The sequence below is a fragment of the Jezberella montanilacus genome, from assembly GCF_003003055.1.
GTDB classification, from domain to species: domain Bacteria; phylum Pseudomonadota; class Gammaproteobacteria; order Burkholderiales; family Burkholderiaceae_B; genus Zwartia; species Zwartia montanilacus.
This window is the reverse complement of record NZ_PVTV01000012.1, coordinates 62,440-79,220: the sequence shown is the minus strand read 5'-3', so window position 1 is coordinate 79,220 and position 16,781 is coordinate 62,440. Positions and strand designations below refer to the sequence as shown.

Sequence of the window (16,781 nt, the reverse complement as noted above, 5' to 3'; positions counted from 1 at the left end):
TCAACAGTTCTACATACATGTCGCTTCAATCGACCTCTCAATTTGGCTCAGAAAAGCTTGATGCCAATGGTCAAGATGAGTTAATTAAAAATATTTTAGCGCTGACTGCTGCTGTCAAAACCGGCCACTTTGATGAATGCCGTGATTTACAAGATGAGTTGCGGCCGCACTGGAAAACCTTTTTTCAATATCTTGGGCAAAATGGCCTCGAGCAACTTCCCGAAAGTGCCGAGACCATTGCGCGCCTGATCGCGCAGAATGGCGTGACTTACAACGTGTTTGCCGACAATAAAGGTCAAACGCGTCCCTGGTCTTTGAATCCCCTGCCTCTTTTGATCACTCCTCCAGAGTGGCGCTTGATTGCTGGTTCGCTCGCACAGCGGGCGAAATTACTGGATCTGATGCTTCATGACATCTACGGCGAACAAACGTTGATCAAAGCGGGCTATCTGCCTGCAGCCCTGATCTTTGGCCATCCAGGCTATTTGCGAGGCATGAAAGACGTCAAACCACTGGGCGATATCTATCTACATGTCGCTGCCTTCGATATTGCCCGGGGGCCTGATGGCAGATGGTGGGTGGTCAGGCAGCGAACCCAATCACCTTCGGGTCTCGGTTATACGCTTGAGAATCGCTTGATTACGTCTGGGTTGTTTCCCGAGGCTTATCGTGAGATGCGCATTCAGCATGTGGCATCGAGTTACAAACGACTGCTTCACTCGATACGGACGGCGGCCTCAGCAATCGCCGGTGGTGGTGCTCGGCTCGCTTTGCTGACCTCAGGTCCGTCAAGCGACACGTATTTTGAACATGCTTACCTTGCGCGCTACCTTGGCCTGGCTTTGGTCGAAGGCGCTGATCTGACTGTGCGCGATGACAAGCTGTATTTAAAAACGATGCATGGCTTGCAGCGAATACACGGACTATTGAGACGAATAGATGACGAATATTGCGATCCACTAGAACTCAAGGCGGATTCGACTCTGGGAGTTCCCGGGTTGTTGCAAGCTGTGCGCGCGGGCAATGTTGTGATGGCGAATGCCCTCGGCACTCGATTCGTCGAGTCGCCCGCCGTTCAGGGCTTTTTGCCATCGATATCCGAGTATCTCTTGGGTGAGCCATTGAAGATGCCTTCCTTGCACACGTGGTGGTGCGGTGAGCGAGCCGCCTGGAAGGATATTTCACAAGATCTGCATACCCAGGTTGTGAAGCCGACTTTTGGCACCAATGGCCGAGAGGGCTTTCCTCCGGTCATCGCCAGTTTGCTCGATACGCCAGAATTGCAACATTTGCGTGATCGCATTGATCTGGATCCAGACAGATATACGACGCAGAGTTACTTACCTTTTTCGCAAGCGCCAACCTGGTCCGGCCAGGAACTGACGCCTCGCACGGCAATGCTGCGTGTCTATTTAATTGCGGATGGCAATGGTGGCTGGGAAGCCTTACCGGGAGGCATGACCCGCATCGCAGCGGTTGATCCTCATGTCGTCTCGATACAAAGCGGGGGCAGTACGCTTGATACCTGGGTCATGACGGACCAGTCTGTTGACGACTATTCAATGTTACCGAGCCGAGTCAAGCTGCCGCGATGGACGGAGTCTAACCAACTGGTGTCGAGCCGCTCGGCTGAAAACCTCTTTTGGCTGGGGCGTTATACAGAGCGTTGCGAGTCCATGGTGCGCTTAGCCAAAGAAGCGTTAGTGCTGATGAGCACTGATCAGCAAAATAGTTTACCTGTGCTGAACGATACGGTTAGTGATCTGCTTGAACAGCACGGCATGATCCCGCCAGTGTCGCCAGATCTGACCAGATCAGCCGCGCTCTTAGGTAAGACACTCATTCGTGGATTAACCCTACGCGGTAACAATGGGTTGACTGATCATATTGACTTGCTTGAGTTCACACTAAAAGCAGCGCGTGATAGATTGCCGGCCGAGCATGCGGAAATTGCGCACGCGATGAAAAAAATACTAGGCATTGATTTGATGGTGCCTCGGGCCGAAGGCTCGCTGAAAAACAACACGAGAGCGCAGGCGCGCAAAGCGATCAGCCTCGCGAACAGGCCCGCCATTGATACGATTGAGCTACTCGACGCTGTTGGCGTTCAGTTAGCAGCGCTTGTCGGCTTTCAATCTGATCGCATGACTCGTGATTTGGGTTGGCACATGCTGACGGCGGGCAGGTTAGTCGAGCGCATGATTATCCTCACCACGACGATCAAGGCATTTTTCAAGCACTCAGCGGTTTATACGCCTCGGGGATTTGATAGCCTGCTCACCCTCTTTGATAGCTCGATTACTTACCGTGGACGCTATCAGCGGCAGCAAGACACTTTGGCTCTGATTGATTTGATCGTGCACGATCAGACAAATCCTCGAGCTCTGGTCTGTATTCTTGATCAGCTCGTCGCTGAGATCGCTCATATCCCGCATGCAGAAGGCATCTTGTCGACGATACCGACTATTGACTCCTCAGAAGAGGAGGTACTTAAGATCGTACAAAGTGTTGAAGGACTGGGGCTTTTTGCCCTGCAGTTATCTGACAGCATCAGCCACCGGTTTTTTGCACACGCCGTAGATAGGCATTTCGTATCATGACGCGCATACAAATCGAACACGAGACGATATATGGCTATCAAACCGATGTTGAGCTTGCACATCATCTAGCCTATTTGCATCCGCTTACCTCGCGATGGCAAAAAATCATCAGTGCTGACTTGTCAGTCGATCCCGATCCGACCAATCGATCCGAGGGACGAGATGTTTTTGGCAACATACGTACTTTTTTTACCATTGCCGCGCCTCATTCATCTTTGTCGGTGCGGGCATCATCGGTAGTAGAGATCGAGGATCGCTATATCAGCCTGAATTTGGATGATTCTCCCGCTTGGGAAGAGGTGGCAGAATCATTGAGCTACGTGCTTGATAGACCCTATGTGCCAGCAACCGAGTTCGTCTTTTCAAGCCCTCATGTGCCCAGGCTTGAGGTTTTAAAACAATATGCGCTGGTGTCCTTTAAAAGAGGGCGTCCGATCGGATTGGCTTGCCTGGATCTTAATGAGCGCATCTATAAAGATTTCACCTATTCAACGACTGCGACGACGGTCGATACTCCGATCACTGAGGCGTTTAACAAGCGTGCAGGCGTTTGCCAGGATTTTTCGCATATTTTGATCGGTTGTCTGCGGGCCCTCGGTTTGAGTGCGCAATATATCAGCGGCTATTTGCTTACTCGGCCAGCCCCAGGACAAACCAAGTTACGTGGCTCAGATGCTTCACATGCTTGGGTATCTGTTTATTGTCCTGGTGTCCCTGGCAGCTGGCTTGAGTTGGACCCCACCAATAACGTGATCCCCAGACATCAGCATGTTCGGCTCGCAGTTGGCCGGGATTTTGGCGACGTCTCACCTTTAAGAGGCGTCATCCGGGGGGGCGGCGATCACGCATTAAAAATCGCCGTGACCTGTGAGGAGATTGGCGTTTAGATCAGAGGTCGATCAGCTCTATTTTGCCGAGCAGTCAACTTGAGCTGTCAAGAGCATCTGGTCTTTTTCGTGTGTGACGTCGTATCCCGATGAAACGACCTTGCAAAGTGAGACGGTCTCTATCGCTTTGATTTGTCGTTGCTGTACGTTACCGGTTGGCTGGGTTTCTTTACCCGGATTACCGCCGTAGGCTTCCCAAGTGTTCTCGCTGCGAGGCATCACGCTAATCTCTTGCCGGTCAATCACCGCAACGTGTCGGGCAGGGTCGTGATGATAGAAGGCAGCGGATTGCTGAAAGAGATGACTTGACTCGCAGCCCGACAAGGTCAAGACTACTGTCACAAAGAAGAAGCACAATGCTCTGGATGTCAATTTACACTCGCTTACGGGCGCTGCAGTTAAAAACCATTTAGATCAAATCAACGACGACTGTTAATCATAACCAATTGGCAAGAACGATGTGCCAACGAGAAGGGAGACGAGCATCATGACCAAGCAAGGAATTTTGGCTATTCCATCGCTCAAAGGGAAGGTTTCTGAGGCTGAATGGCAAGCGCGAGTAGACCTGGCGGCTTGTTACCGCTTAGTAGAGATCTACGGCATGGCCGACATGATGGCCAACCACATCTCAGCCCGGGTGCCAGGTGAAGAGGGCACGTATCTGATCAATGCCTATGGCATGATGTACGAAGAAATCACTGCGTCGAGTTTGCTTAAGGTGGATCACCACGGAAACATTCTCACCAAGCCTGATTTTGGTTCATTGAACTATGGGATTAATAAAGCGGGCGCTGTGATTCATAGTGCCGTCCACCATGCCCGCCCCGAAGTCGGTTGCGTGATTCATACGCACAGCTGGGCCTCAATGGCGATTTCTTCTCTTGAATGTGGTCTATTACCTTTGACGCAGACAGCCATGCGGTTTCTGAAAATAAGTTATCACGATTACGAAGGCGTGGTCCTTGACGAGGCAGAACAAGAGTCGCTGGTGCGAGATTTAGGGACTGGCGAGGCAATGATCCTTCGTAACCATGGCGCGCTGACGGTCGGGCGAACCATTGGTGAGGCGTTTAACTGGATGCACAGGCTTGAGCTGGCTTGTCGCGCGCAAATTGGATCCCTGTCGTGCAATACGCCATTGATGAAGGTGTCTCAACCTGTGCTAGAAGACACCTGGAACAATTATCAGCCGGGTACGCGCAGACCCTATGGTGTCATGGAATGGCCAGCCTTGCTTCGCAAGCTTGACCGGCTTGACCCCTCTTACCGAGACTAAGAGTATGCTGACTCTTAGGCTATTGAGGGCAAGGTGTGTCGCTGGCGCCCTGTCCGTCTTGCTTGTGTCGTTAGCACTACTGAGCCCAGCCACGATCGTCAAGGCACAAAGCAGGCTGGACGACTATCCCACTAAGCCTGTCAAGATTGTTGTGTCTTTCACCGCAGGTGGGACAACTGACGTAATTGCCCGTAGCGTTGGGCAATTACTGTCCGAAAAATTTAAACAATCATTCATCGTCGAGAACAAACCAGGCTCAGGCGGCAATATCGGTAATGAGTATGTTGCCCGATCAGCAGCGGACGGCTACACGTTGACGATAGCCTCGGTTGGCCCCATCGCTGTCAATCCGACGCTTTTCAAAAACCTTCGCTATAACCCACTGACAGAATTGACACCCGTGATTCTGATTGCAGACGTCCCGAACGTGTTGCTGGTCAGTCCAAAATTGCCTGTTCATAGTTTCAAAGAATTTATTGCCTACGCGAAGGCTGCGAACGGCAAAATCAACTACTCGTCGACCGGGGTAGGTACATCGTCTCATTTGTCGAGCGTCATGTTGATGGATCTATTGGGTGTTGACGCGCAGCATATCCCCTACAAAGGGGCTGAGGCGCTCAATGATTTGATCGCTGGGCGAATCGACTTTATGTTCGCGACGATCCCCTCTGTGATTGGGCAAATTAAAGCTGGCAAGCTTAATCCGCTTGTGGTGAGTAGCTTGAACAGATCTCGTTCGCTACCCGATGTGCCAACCGTCGCTGAAAATGGTTATCCAGGATTTTCGTCGGGCTCATGGTTTGGCATGCTTGCACCGACAGGTACACCGCCAGAGATCATTACTAAGTTGAACCAGAGTGTGAACGAAGTGATGGTCGGGTTAGAGGAGCGTTTCGTGTCAGAGGGAGCAGATCCGGTTGGCAAGTCCCCTGAATTTTTCAAGGCCTTTATTCAGGCGGAGTATGTGAAGTGGAAGGCCGTGGTTGAAAGCTCAGGGGCAAGCGAAAAGTGAGTAAGCTGAGGATCTTGCTGTCTGACCATAGCGCCCGCGAACTCGGGGTCAAAATCAGTGCGATTTGTGGACTTGAGGGATGGTCTCACGTGACCGCCGAGGACGTTCACTCAGGTGCAGCAACACCTGACGTGGCGTTTATTTCGCGGGAAGTGACGGGTCATTCGACCAAGCATCGCATCATGCCGGCTACCCAGTTTTTTTACGATGCGTTACTCAAAGCTCAGGAATTGAAATGGCTGCAAATCCATTCTGCCGGCGCTGATCGTCAGGTTTTTCTCGATTTGCTTGCCAAAGGAGTGATGGTTACCACTGCATCTGGCGCAAGCGCTGGGATGGTTGCACAAACAGCCTTGACGGGTTTGCTGAGTTTGGCAAGGCGGTTTCCTCAGTTGGCTGAGGCGCAACGTGCACACGAATGGATGCCTTTTATTAAAACCAGCATGCCACCCGAGCTGGAGGGGCAAACTGCGACCATCGTAGGCTGGGGGCCCATCGGCCAAAAATTGGGCGCGTGGTTAAGCGCAATCGGACTAAACATTGTCGCGGTTCGTCGCACTGCGCAAGAACGTGAGGGTGGTGTTGAGTTTGTCGCGTTTGAGAAATTTGAAGAGATCCTTCCGACAACTGATTGGCTAATTCTCGCCTGTCCGCTCACCGCACAGACTACCAATCTGTTGAGTGCCCATGCTCTGGCCAAGATGAAGCCGACTGCTCATGTTATCAATGTGTCACGTGGTGCGGTGATTGATGAGCCAGCGATGATTGCAGCCTTGAACAGTGGGAAACTCGCAGGCGCGTTTCTTGATGTCTTTGCCCAGGAGCCCTTGCCAAAAGAATCACCACTCTGGGACATGCAGAATGTGATTTGCAGCCCGCATACTGCGGGGTTTTCAGACGGTATCGTTGCTCGAGTCGCGCAGGTCTTTATTGATAATTTGCAGCGCTGGCATGACCGCAAAACGCTTATCAATATTGCCAGCCTGGGCTGATCGACTAGCGTCAGACGTTCAGTGTTGGCCCCAGCGAACCAGCTCACTCATCTGCCTGTCTGCATCAGAAAGCGCTGACTGCTCTAAACCGTCTGCAACCCCTTCGCGGTCAGTCGCGGAGCGATTTTGATTGATTTTCCATTTGGCCTGAATACGGGTCACCGTGACATCTACACCCACAATCGCGTCAAGCATTTTCTCGATGAAGTCTGGTGGCGCGTCGCCTACCTTCCAGGTACTGGAGCGTGTTTTTTCCATCGACTGAGTCAGGTGATCAACGATGGCCAGTTTGCTTGGTCGGTCATGGTAAACCGACAACTTACCGTAAACATGTACGACGACATAGTTGTAGGTCGGCACAACTTGGTGGTGCTCTTGTTTTGACGGATACCAGTTGGGCGTGATGTAGGCGCTTGATCCCTGAAATACCAAAAGAATATCTTTGGCAGAGTCGGCGTGTTGCCAGACGTCGTTGTTTTTCGCAACGTGCCCCTTAAGCGTTGCACCAGGCACTAAAGGCCCGGTTAACAAGTAGGGGATATGGTTTGCAACGAGCTCATCGCCGTTCATGGTTACCATGGTGGCCAGGGGATATGCCTTGACCAGTGCTGCTAATTCTTCGGGATCTTGCTGATCAAAGTGTGCAGGTAAGTACATGGTGCGATCTCACGGGATTTGTCTTTGGTGATACGTCACACGTTACCTCAAATTATGAATCTCGACGAGTCGGAAATCGCCACCCTTGATGGGCTCAGCAAAAATCGCTAAACCATCGAGGTTTAAATCAGGCAATTGTCCAAAATGCTGACTCGCTGCCTCAAGAATATTCGCGACGCCTGCCTCGGACAGCTGATCCAGTCGATCCGTCAAGGACATGTGGAATTTAAATTGATCCATGACGTAGGGATAGCCCCAGCGCAACATCAACGCGTCTTGCTCGGGGGTTAGTCTGCTTTGACGGCGACGAGCAATGTCATCGTCAGACAGAGGGCGCGCAAGCGGTTGCAAATGTTCGACAGTCTGTTGCGCGATCAGGCGGATCTCGGTTGCTTGATCTGCAAGCTTTGGAACTAAAGCGATGAAGTGCCCCAATTTAACGGGGTGTAGTTTGAGGTTACTGATTTGAGTTAAGCGCGCTGCTAAACCAGCGACGGCTGCTCGAAGGTCTTGCAAGCTCACTCCAGTGTTCAGACTGAAAGGTGCTTTCAAGGTTGCGTGCCAACCATAGCGTCGAGGATCTGCGGTTCGGGTTGCAAACTCGTTCGCAGTCAGTCCGGGTATCTTGGGCTGGGTGTAGGCTTCCTCAGTCCAGGCGCAACGGCCTAGCCACTTGCTGCCGGCTTGCCACCAAGCGCTATCGGGCGCAGGGCAGAAGTAAATCGCGTATCGGTAGGCGCCGTCGTAAGTATTCATGGCTTTGTTATCTCGCAGTCAATCAATATGGCTGATCGTCAGTTTGACCCGATCACCGGCAAACCAAGTCGTGGCGAATTCAATCGGCGACCCCTGCTCATCGATATTGATACTCTCAACCCGGAGGACGGGCCGGCTTTGAGGTTGTCGCAGATAGTCGGCGATCTCTCGCTCTGGCATTTGTGCGGCCACCCGACTTTCAAGGCGACTGTATTGCCCAACGCCGCAATGGCGAAAGCCGGCGGAAATAGAGCCAGTTTCTGTCACGATTTTTTCTATTTGCGCAAAACGGGGCAAAGGGAAAAGGCGATCGCCCACGTGTAAAGGTCTGCCCTGTGCTTCGCCCAGCACGGTCAGGCGTACAACAGCGCTTCGCAACGGGATCCTCAATAAGCGCGCGTGCTCAGCATTTGCCCGCAAGGTACCGCTAGACAAAACGACCAGTCGGCCTTTCAACCCAGCAATCGCCAGACTGTTTTGCTGGCTAGGTTGCTTTTTGATCATCAGATCAACTGCGAAATCTTCGACATAGGTTCCACTGCCTCGAAGCACTTTCACCAAACCTTGCCTGCTGAGGTGATCGAGCGAGCGTCGGATGGTGTGACGGTTGACGCTAAATTCAACGGCGAGCGCATGCTCGGATGGCAGACGTTGGCCTGGTTGATAGCCACCCGTAGCAATCGTCTGCGCGAGCGTCTCGGCAATACGCGCCCAGGCACTGATGCGCGACGACGTTGACACAGCAGCGAGTGGTGATGTCATAAAAGGGAAATGAAAAAAGGTTATGCTATCCGCATATCCCAAAAGTTGTCTATACAAATATTACGGTAATCGTTCAATGTTTCAGTCTGTTGACAATGCCAGTGTTGCGGTCGATCGCCAAGCTTGGCTCAAGCTTTTATCGCGAGCGCCCTCGGATCTCCTGGAAAAAATACCTCCGCTCTGTGCTGATTCGAAACCTCAGTGGTTACGCAAGCCTGAAATTGGTTTGATGATGGTGCAAGGGCGTGCCGGTGCGACAGGCGAGCGTTTTAACCTGGGTGAAGTGACCGTCACCCGATGCGCGCTTAAATTGACGTTGTCTGCTAACAAGACAGTTGTTGGCGTTTCTTATGTGTTGGGCCGTGCTCACCGACAAGCAGAGCTTGCAGCGATGGCTGACGCCTTGCTTCAAGATGAGACGACATGCTCGGTCGTCAGAGAAACCATCCTAGCACCTATCCAACAATTTCTTGAAGGCCAGCGAGAGGCTCGTCGCAAGCGGGCTGAAAGCACCAAAGTCGAGTTTTTCACCGTGGCTCGAGAATCCAGTTCTCCGGATGCAGACGAGGATCAAGCATGAACACAGTTGACCTGGAAGAAATCGGTGCTGGCTTTAGTAATGAATCGATCGGTAGTCAGCAAGTGTTTCGGGCAGTGCTGGAGGCGTTGTCACGTCCTGGCCTGCCTGTTGCTCTGACGCATGATGCCGAAGTACCCCCGCAGGGTCACGCAAGTTCTGCAGCCTTACTGCTTGCCTTGCTTGATCCCGATTGCCAGCTTTGGTTGTCACCTAGTTTGTTGGCAAGTACAGCACCCACGTGGTTGAGATTTCATACGGGTTGTGTAGTGGTAGATGATCCGTCTGTTGCGAATTTTCTTTGGTTTCATCAAGATGACGCGCTGATTGATTTCAGTCAGTTTTCGCTGGGGACAGAGAGCTATCCTGATCACTCTGCGACGGTCGTGGTCGATATGGCAGAGCAACCAGAGACAGCGAGTCGGCGCCCAGCACTGCTGCTAGCCGGGCCAGGCATCAAGGACCAGATTGAGTTGGCACTTGATGGGCTGAAGGATGAATCTTTTGAAACGCTATTGAACGGTATCAAAGCAAACAGGCTGAGCTTTCCGCGAGGCGTCGATGTGTTGCTTACCAAGCCGACACAGATAACCGGCCTCGCTCGCACGACGTTTCTTTTGACCGAGCAAGGGGTTAAGCCATGTATGTAGCAGTTAAAGGTGGCGAGACAGCTATTCTCAATAGTTATGAGTTGCTCGCGCGACAGCGTCGTGGCGATACAGGCGAAGCTGAGCTCAGCATTAGTCAGATACAGCAGCAGTTAAAGCTGGCAGTAGATCGGGTCATGACGGAGGGCTCCCTCTTTGATCCCGAACTCGCGGCGCTGGCAATCAAACAAGCATCGGGTGATCTGGTTGAGGCAATTTTCTTGTTGCGTGCTTATCGGGCGACTCTACCGCGCTTAGGCACAACCGTCGCCCTTGATACGGCGCGCATGCAACTTGATCGGCGAATCTCTGCGACGTTTAAAGACCTGCCTGGTGGACAAGTTCTTGGCCCAACGTATGACTACACGCAACGCTTGCTCGATTTCAGTCTGCTTGTACAGGATTACGATGAGAAAAAACAAAATCTTCATCCCGACAAAGCGAAGGAATCGCCGATACGCAGGGTTGACAGTGCATCGGAACCCATCGTTGACAGCACGCCGCGAGTGGTTGACTTGCTCAATCATGAGGGCCTGATTGAAACCGCACCCTTACCTGAAGGTGATCCGGCACCCAAAGATTTAACCCGTCAGCCGCTCAGGTTTCCGGCCGATCGCGCAACTCGACTACAAAATTTAGCCCGTGGTGACGAAGGCTTTTTGTTAGCAATGGCTTATTCCACCCAGCGTGGCTATGCTAACTCGCATCCCTTCGTGGGAGAGATCAGATTTGGTGCGATCGAAATTGAAATTGCCCCTGAAGAGTTGGATTTCACAATTTCAATTGGCGATATCGAAGTCACTGAGTGCGAAATGATTAATCAATTCGCTGGCAGCAAAACTGAGCCACCGAAATTCACACGCGGGTATGGTTTAGCGTTTGGGCACAGTGAGCGCAAAGCAATGGCGATGAGTCTGGTGGACCGGGCCTTGCGTGCTGAAGAACTTGGCGAGACCGTCAAGGCGCCGGCCCAGATGCAAGAGTTTGTCTTATCGCATAGTGACAGTCTTGAAGCCTCAGGCTTTGTCCAGCATCTAAAGTTGCCGCACTACGTTGATTTTCAGTCTGAGCTTGAATTGGTCAGAAAAATGCGGGCAAATCCAAGCATCACTGATGAGGATAATGTATGACTACCCCCGTCCATACGGATGGCGATATTAATTTCGCCTATCTTGATGAGCGCACCAAGCGCATGATTCGTCGCGCTATCCTCAAAGCGGTGACGATACCTGGCTATCAGGTGCCCTTTGGCTCGCGCGAGATGCCGCTGCCCTATGGTTGGGGTACCGGCGGTATCCAAGTCACCGCCGCGGTAATCGGGCCCGCTGATGTCCTAAAAGTAATTGACCAGGGATCAGACGATACCGTCAATGCCGTCAATATCCGTCGATTTTTCCAGCGTACAACTGGGGTGGAGATCACCACGAAAACGACGCAGGCGACGATCATTCAAACGCGTCACAGAATCCCCGAGGTGACGCTGACTGAGAATCAAATCATCGTATATCAGGTGCCTAAGCCTGAACCGATGCAACAACTCGAGCCGCGGGAGACTGAGACGCGACTGCTGCACGGTCTTGCAGAGTACGGGCTGATGCATGTCGAGCTCTATGAGGACATCGCCAGATATGGTCATATTGCGACGACTTACGATTATCCGGTCCTCGTTAATAATCGCTATGTCATGGCGCCTTCGCCGATTCCTAAATTCGATAATCCGAAGATGCATATGAACCCGGCCCTGCAGCTCTTTGGCGCTGGCCGGGAGAAACGGATTTATGCTGTCCCGCCATACACCAGCGTTGAAAGTCTGGGCTTTGAGGATCATCCTTTTGAAGTTCAGCGGTGGGATGCCGCGTGTGCCTTGTGTGGGGCAACTGACAGCTTCCTCGATGAAGTCATCACTGATGATCAAGGCTCACGAATGCATGTCTGCTCGGATTCGGATTACTGCGCAGAGCGGCAAGAGCAAAATGAAGCAGGGATGGACACCTCGTCATGAGTATTGTTGAGCAACCTATCCTTCGAGTTCAACACCTCGAAAAAAGTTATGGCGATCATTTGGCGTTGACCGACGCAAGCTTTGACCTCTGGCCGGGCGAAGTGCTTGCCATCGTCGGTGAATCCGGTTCGGGCAAGACCACCTTGTTAAACGCCGTCGCAGCGAGGATTGCTCCCGATCGCGGCTCAGTGCATTACCGTACGACTGACGGTGAACTTCACGATGTCTATCAAATGACCCAGGCACAGCAACGGCTGCTCTCACGCACTGAGTGGGGCTTTGTTCATCAGCATGCAGCCGACGGTTTAAGAATGGATGTATCGGCAGGCGCCAATGTCAGTGAGCGACTCATGGGCATGGGCGACAGGCATTATGGCAAGTTGCGTGCGACGGCGATTGACTGGTTGCAGCGGGTTGAGATCGACGCCAAACGAGTAGACGATATCCCTCGAACCTTTTCGGGTGGGATGCGTCAGCGCTTGCAGATTGCCCGCAATCTCGTGACTAAACCTCGGTTGGTATTTATGGATGAACCAACCTCGGGGCTCGATGTGTCAGTTCAAGCCCGGTTGCTGGATCTGCTCAGGCAACTGACAAGAGAGATGCAATTAGCTGCCATCATCGTGACGCATGATCTCGCGGTCGCTCGACTATTGGCGCACCGCATGATGGTGATGCAACGGGGCAGAGTGGTCGAGTCAGGTTTAACGGATCAAGTCCTTGATGATCCTCATCACCCCTACACACAGTTATTGGTATCTTCGGTGCTGCAACCATGAGCCTTCCTATCCTTAAACTACAAGGCGTTTCTAAAAGCTTTGTGTTGCACAATCAAGGCGCCGCAACCTTGCCAGTGCTGCAGAACGTTGAGTTGACTGTCGAAGCGGGGGAGTGCGTGGTGCTTGACGGCCCCTCAGGCATGGGTAAAAGTACGTTGCTCAAGCTGATTTACGCAAACTACAAAGCGAGCAGTGGTCAGATATGGGTCATCGGTGGTGACCCAAATGCCCACAGCCCTCTGATTGATATGACACAGGCAACGTCCAGAGAGTTGCTGCAGATCAGACGCGACACAATTGGCTACGTCAGCCAGTTTCTGCGGGTGATACCGAGAGTGAGCGCGCTTGATGTCGTGGCCGAACCCTTAGTTGATTCAGCGGCAAGCGATAGCGATAAAATCAAGCAGGCACGAGAGCAGGCGAGCGAGTTGCTTAGGCGACTTCGTATCCCCGAGAGGCTTTGGCATTTGCCACCTGCAACGTTTTCAGGCGGGGAGCAACAGCGCATCAACATCGCGAGAGGTCTGATTAAGCGGCGGCCCTTGATGTTGCTCGATGAGCCCACCGCCTCGCTTGACCAAGGTAATAGCGAGACTGTTGTTGAACTAATTAAAGAGGCACGTGACCAAGGCTCTGCCATCATCGGCATTTTTCACGACGCCCACGTCGGAGAAAAAGTGGCCACACGCAGAATCAATGTAGGTGAATTCAGGGGGATAGTATGAGCGGGACAATGGTGATTACGAACGCGAAGATCATTCTGCCAACTGAGGTTATTGACGGCACAGTTCATGTGTTGGACGGAAAAATCCAATCGATTGACCACAGGGTGTCGTCTTTACCCGAAGCGATCGATTTTGGTGGTGATTATTTGATGCCCGGGATGATTGAAGTTCACACCGATAACTTCGAAAGACATTTGATGCCAAGACCAAAAGTGCACTGGGCCGAAGTGCCAGCGCTGTTGGCACACGACGCCGAGATTGCTGCGGCCGGCATCACGACCGTGCTGGATGCCTTAGGCGTTGGCGAGTCGGATAAGGAAAGCCTGCGTGGCAGTGCTTGGGGTACTGTGCTCAATGCAATTAGGCTTTGTCATGAACAGGATCTGTTGCGTGCCGATCATTACTTGCATGTTCGTTGCGAGTTGCCAGCGCCCAACACCATCGAATTGTTTGAGCCATTTCATGAGCATCCCACACTCTCGTTGATTTCTTTAATGGATCACACACCAGGGCAACGGCAGTGGGAAGATATTGAGCAGGCTCGTATTTACTTTGTGGGCAAGAAGGGCTGGAGCCAAGAGAAATTCAATGACAAAGTGCTGCATGCCGAGAAGCTGCAAGCTGAGTACGCGGCCCCGCATCGTAAATATTTTGTCGACTATTGCAAGTCGCACAATATTCGCTTGGCAAGTCATGACGACACCACACTCGAACATGTTGAGCAGGCTCATCACGAGGGAGCGGTCATGTCCGAGTTTCCAACGACGCTGACATCCGCGCAAGCGGCCCATGCTCTGGGATTGCTCACCGTCATGGGAGGCCCAAACGTTGTTCGCGGCGGCTCGCACTCCGGTAACGTTGCGGCATCCCAACTGGCTAAGCTAGGCTTGCTAGATATCTTGTCGTCCGATTACGTGCCCGGCAGTCTGATCGGTGCGGTCATGCGGCTCGTCAATGACGGTATCTTATCAATCTCGGACGCGGTTAATACCGTCACCAAGGCACCTGCTCAGGCGCTTGGCTTAGTTGACCGCGGTGAGATCGAGATCGGCCTGCGGGCAGATTTGGTCCGGACCAGATTCGTCCAGCTGGGTAACGACCATCGACACGCCGTTATCCGCTCGGTTTGGCGCGAGGGTAGACAAGTCATTTGAGCTCGCGGTGTCAGGCGGCTTGACTGTCAAAAATCTGTCATAAGGGTGTAGCACACTAGCGGTCTCAGTTGAAAACTCCATCGAGTACTCACATGACCGCCTCTATCCTGCGCGTTGCCAATCTCAATAAACACTTCTCCAGCGATAAGCATGCGTTGATCAATATCAATCTGTCCGTGCAACCAGGCGAGATGGTGGCATTGATTGGTGCATCGGGGTCTGGTAAATCAACCTTGCTTCGACACATTGCTGGTCTTGTCGCCGGCGACGCAGCCAGCGATTCATTGATCGAGGTGGATGGTCAGGTCGTACAGCGGCGGGGCAAAATTGATCGCAATATTCGCCGCACACGTGCAAATATCGGTTTCGTATTTCAGCAGTTCAATTTGGTGGATCGTCTGCCCGTTGTGACCAATGTCTTAGTGGGCTTGTTGCATCGTATCGCCTGGTGGCGGGGGATCACGGGCCTGTTTACCAGCGCCCATAAGCAGCTGGCCATCCAAGCCCTCACGCGTGTAGGGATCGCACAATGTCAAGCGCAGCGCGCCTCGACATTGTCTGGCGGCCAGCAACAGCGTGCCGCCATCGCTCGCACGCTCGTTCAAGGTGCGACGGTTGTTCTGGCAGATGAACCCATCGCGTCGCTGGATCCAGAATCATCGCGCAATGTGATGGAGATCCTGACACGAATTAATCGCGAAGATGGGTCAACCGTAATCGTATCTTTGCACCAGGTTGAGATGGCGATCAAGTATTGCCCGCGAACCATCGCTTTGCATCAGGGGCGCGTCGTTTTTGACGGTGCCTCATCGTTGCTTACCCCAACGCTTCTAAAAGATTTATATGGTGTGCAAGTTGATGAACTCTTTTCATCAACAACGAATGATGCACATCAAAGTAGTGCGCAGTTTAGTCAAGGCAAGACTAACGCTGTGTTGATTGCCCAAGCCGCTTGATTGATTTGACCTCCCCACTGGCCTAATGATAGGAAAACCCATGTTTAAAAAGCTACTTGCAACGACTGCTGCAGCCTTTGCCTTGAGCAGCGCGTTTGTTGTCGCCCAAGCACAAGAGATTAACTTCGGTATTATTTCGACCGACTCCACGCAAGCACTTAAAGCTCGCTGGCAGCCTTTGATCGACGATATGGTCAAGCAAACAGGTTTGGACATCAAGCCTTTTTTCGCGCCTGACTATGCTGGTGTGATCGAAGCGATGCGTTTCAACAAGGTCCAAGTGGGTTGGTTTGGCAACAAATCAGCGATGGAAGCTGTTGATCGCTCAGAAGGTGAGATTTTCGCCCAGATGGTCAATGCTGATGGATCGAAGGGTTATTACTCTTACATGATCGTTAACAAAGACAGCCCCATCAACAACATTGACGATATGTTGAAAGCAGCCAAAACTTTGAGCTTTAGTAATGGTGACCCAAATTCAACATCTGGCAATCTCGTTCCAGGTTTTTACGTGTTCGCCAAAAATAAAGTCGACGCGAAAACTGCATTCAAAATCATGCGTTCAGGCAATCATGAAAGCAACGGTTTAGCTGTTTCTGCTAAGCAAGTTGATGTGGCGACTTTCAATAGCGAGCAGTTCGAGATCATGAAGGCCAATGCACCAGACAAGGCTAAAGAGATCAAAATCATCTGGACTTCACCGCTGATCCCTTCGGATCCTCTCGTCATTCGTAAAGATGTACCGGCCGCAACCAAAGAGAAAATCACGAAGTTCTTCCTGGGCTACGGTAAGGATGATCGCGAAAAACAGGTGTTGAAAGATGTTGCTAAGCTGTCTGGCTTCAAGGCGTCGACCAATGATCAGTTGATCCCGATTCGTGAACTCGACTTGTTCTCTAAGCGCCTTAAGTTAGAAGCTGACACGACGATGGCTGAAGGTGACAAAACTAAAGCGATTGCTGAAATTGATGGCAAGCTCGCTGCGTTGAAAAAGTAAGT

General features: G+C 52.0%; 18 protein-coding genes. 14 read left to right on the top strand and 4 right to left on the bottom strand.

Features of this window, described 5'->3' with window-relative positions:
* Window positions 1–17: 17 nt before the first annotated feature.
* Together BCM14_RS06215 and BCM14_RS06210 are read left to right on the top strand one after the other, a co-directional pair.
* A complete protein-coding gene (locus tag BCM14_RS06215) occupies window positions 18–2,600 on the top strand; it encodes a circularly permuted type 2 ATP-grasp protein (RefSeq protein WP_106227149.1) in 2,583 nt (860 codons plus the stop codon).
* Window positions 2,597–3,487, top strand: coding sequence for a transglutaminase family protein (locus BCM14_RS06210; RefSeq protein ID WP_106227148.1), 891 nt, complete (start codon window positions 2,597–2,599; stop codon window positions 3,485–3,487). The genes BCM14_RS06215 and BCM14_RS06210 overlap by 4 nt, the downstream gene beginning before the upstream one ends.
* Window positions 3,488–3,505: 18 nt before the next feature.
* On the opposite strand, the gene BCM14_RS06205 is transcribed toward BCM14_RS06210, so the two are convergent.
* Window positions 3,506–3,859: a hypothetical protein gene (locus BCM14_RS06205; protein ID WP_146129725.1), complete on the bottom strand. Its 354-nt coding sequence runs from the start codon at window positions 3,857–3,859 to the stop codon at window positions 3,506–3,508.
* Window positions 3,860–3,974: 115 nt separating this feature from the next.
* Between BCM14_RS06205 and BCM14_RS06200 the strand changes: the two genes are divergently transcribed.
* From BCM14_RS06200 to BCM14_RS06190, 3 genes are read left to right on the top strand one after another with little or no spacing between them, the layout of a single operon-like run.
* Window positions 3,975–4,763: a class II aldolase/adducin family protein gene (locus BCM14_RS06200; RefSeq protein ID WP_106227146.1), complete on the top strand. Its 789-nt coding sequence runs from the start codon at window positions 3,975–3,977 to the stop codon at window positions 4,761–4,763.
* A 4-nt stretch (window positions 4,764–4,767) separates the two neighbouring features.
* Window positions 4,768–5,775 (top strand): Bug family tripartite tricarboxylate transporter substrate binding protein, encoded by a 1,008-nt coding sequence (locus BCM14_RS06195; protein WP_106227145.1) that lies wholly within the window; start codon window positions 4,768–4,770, stop codon window positions 5,773–5,775.
* A complete protein-coding gene (locus tag BCM14_RS06190) occupies window positions 5,772–6,767 on the top strand; it encodes a D-2-hydroxyacid dehydrogenase (protein ID WP_259673457.1) in 996 nt (331 codons plus the stop codon). The genes BCM14_RS06195 and BCM14_RS06190 overlap by 4 nt, the downstream gene beginning before the upstream one ends.
* 18 nt (window positions 6,768–6,785) lie before the next feature.
* On the opposite strand, the gene BCM14_RS06185 is transcribed toward BCM14_RS06190, so the two are convergent.
* The 3 genes from BCM14_RS06185 to phnF are packed head-to-tail and all read right to left on the bottom strand — an operon-like array spanning window position 6,786 to window position 8,942.
* Window positions 6,786–7,424 (bottom strand): FMN-binding negative transcriptional regulator, encoded by a 639-nt coding sequence (locus BCM14_RS06185; protein ID WP_106227144.1) that lies wholly within the window; start codon window positions 7,422–7,424, stop codon window positions 6,786–6,788.
* Window positions 7,425–7,466: 42 nt separating this feature from the next.
* A complete protein-coding gene (locus tag BCM14_RS06180; RefSeq protein ID WP_106227143.1) occupies window positions 7,467–8,180 on the bottom strand; it encodes a DUF1045 domain-containing protein in 714 nt (237 codons plus the stop codon).
* Window positions 8,181–8,198: 18 nt separating this feature from the next.
* On the bottom strand, window positions 8,199–8,942 hold the full coding sequence (phnF, locus tag BCM14_RS06175) for a phosphonate metabolism transcriptional regulator PhnF (RefSeq protein WP_106227142.1): 744 nt from the start codon (window positions 8,940–8,942) through the stop codon (window positions 8,199–8,201).
* Window positions 8,943–9,018: 76 nt separating this feature from the next.
* On the opposite strand from phnF, the gene phnG reads away from it, so the two are divergent.
* From phnG to phnD, 9 genes are all read left to right on the top strand, one after another.
* Window positions 9,019–9,522, top strand: coding sequence for a phosphonate C-P lyase system protein PhnG (gene phnG, locus BCM14_RS06170; protein ID WP_106227141.1), 504 nt, complete (start codon window positions 9,019–9,021; stop codon window positions 9,520–9,522).
* Window positions 9,519–10,169, top strand: coding sequence for a phosphonate C-P lyase system protein PhnH (gene phnH / locus BCM14_RS06165; protein WP_106227140.1), 651 nt, complete (start codon window positions 9,519–9,521; stop codon window positions 10,167–10,169). The genes phnG and phnH overlap by 4 nt, the downstream gene beginning before the upstream one ends.
* Complete coding sequence (locus tag BCM14_RS06160; protein ID WP_106227139.1) at window positions 10,160–11,296, top strand: carbon-phosphorus lyase complex subunit; 1,137 nt, start codon at window positions 10,160–10,162, stop codon at window positions 11,294–11,296. Before phnH ends, BCM14_RS06160 begins: the two co-directional genes overlap by 10 nt.
* Window positions 11,293–12,168, top strand: a complete 876-nt coding sequence (locus BCM14_RS06155; protein ID WP_106227138.1) for an alpha-D-ribose 1-methylphosphonate 5-phosphate C-P-lyase PhnJ — start codon at window positions 11,293–11,295, stop codon at window positions 12,166–12,168. Before BCM14_RS06160 ends, BCM14_RS06155 begins: the two co-directional genes overlap by 4 nt.
* Window positions 12,165–12,947, top strand: a complete 783-nt coding sequence (gene phnK / locus BCM14_RS06150; protein WP_106227137.1) for a phosphonate C-P lyase system protein PhnK — start codon at window positions 12,165–12,167, stop codon at window positions 12,945–12,947. The genes BCM14_RS06155 and phnK overlap by 4 nt, the downstream gene beginning before the upstream one ends.
* On the top strand, window positions 12,944–13,672 hold the full coding sequence (gene phnL / locus BCM14_RS06145) for a phosphonate C-P lyase system protein PhnL (protein ID WP_106227136.1): 729 nt from the start codon (window positions 12,944–12,946) through the stop codon (window positions 13,670–13,672). The genes phnK and phnL overlap by 4 nt, the downstream gene beginning before the upstream one ends.
* Window positions 13,669–14,826, top strand: a complete 1,158-nt coding sequence (locus tag BCM14_RS06140; protein ID WP_106227135.1) for an alpha-D-ribose 1-methylphosphonate 5-triphosphate diphosphatase — start codon at window positions 13,669–13,671, stop codon at window positions 14,824–14,826. The genes phnL and BCM14_RS06140 overlap by 4 nt, the downstream gene beginning before the upstream one ends.
* Before the next feature lie 92 nt (window positions 14,827–14,918).
* Window positions 14,919–15,782: a phosphonate ABC transporter ATP-binding protein gene (gene phnC, locus BCM14_RS06135; RefSeq protein WP_106227134.1), complete on the top strand. Its 864-nt coding sequence runs from the start codon at window positions 14,919–14,921 to the stop codon at window positions 15,780–15,782.
* A gap of 40 nt (window positions 15,783–15,822) precedes the next feature.
* Window positions 15,823–16,779, top strand: coding sequence for a phosphonate ABC transporter substrate-binding protein (phnD, locus tag BCM14_RS06130; protein ID WP_106227401.1), 957 nt, complete (start codon window positions 15,823–15,825; stop codon window positions 16,777–16,779).
* Window positions 16,780–16,781: the final 2 nt, after the last annotated feature.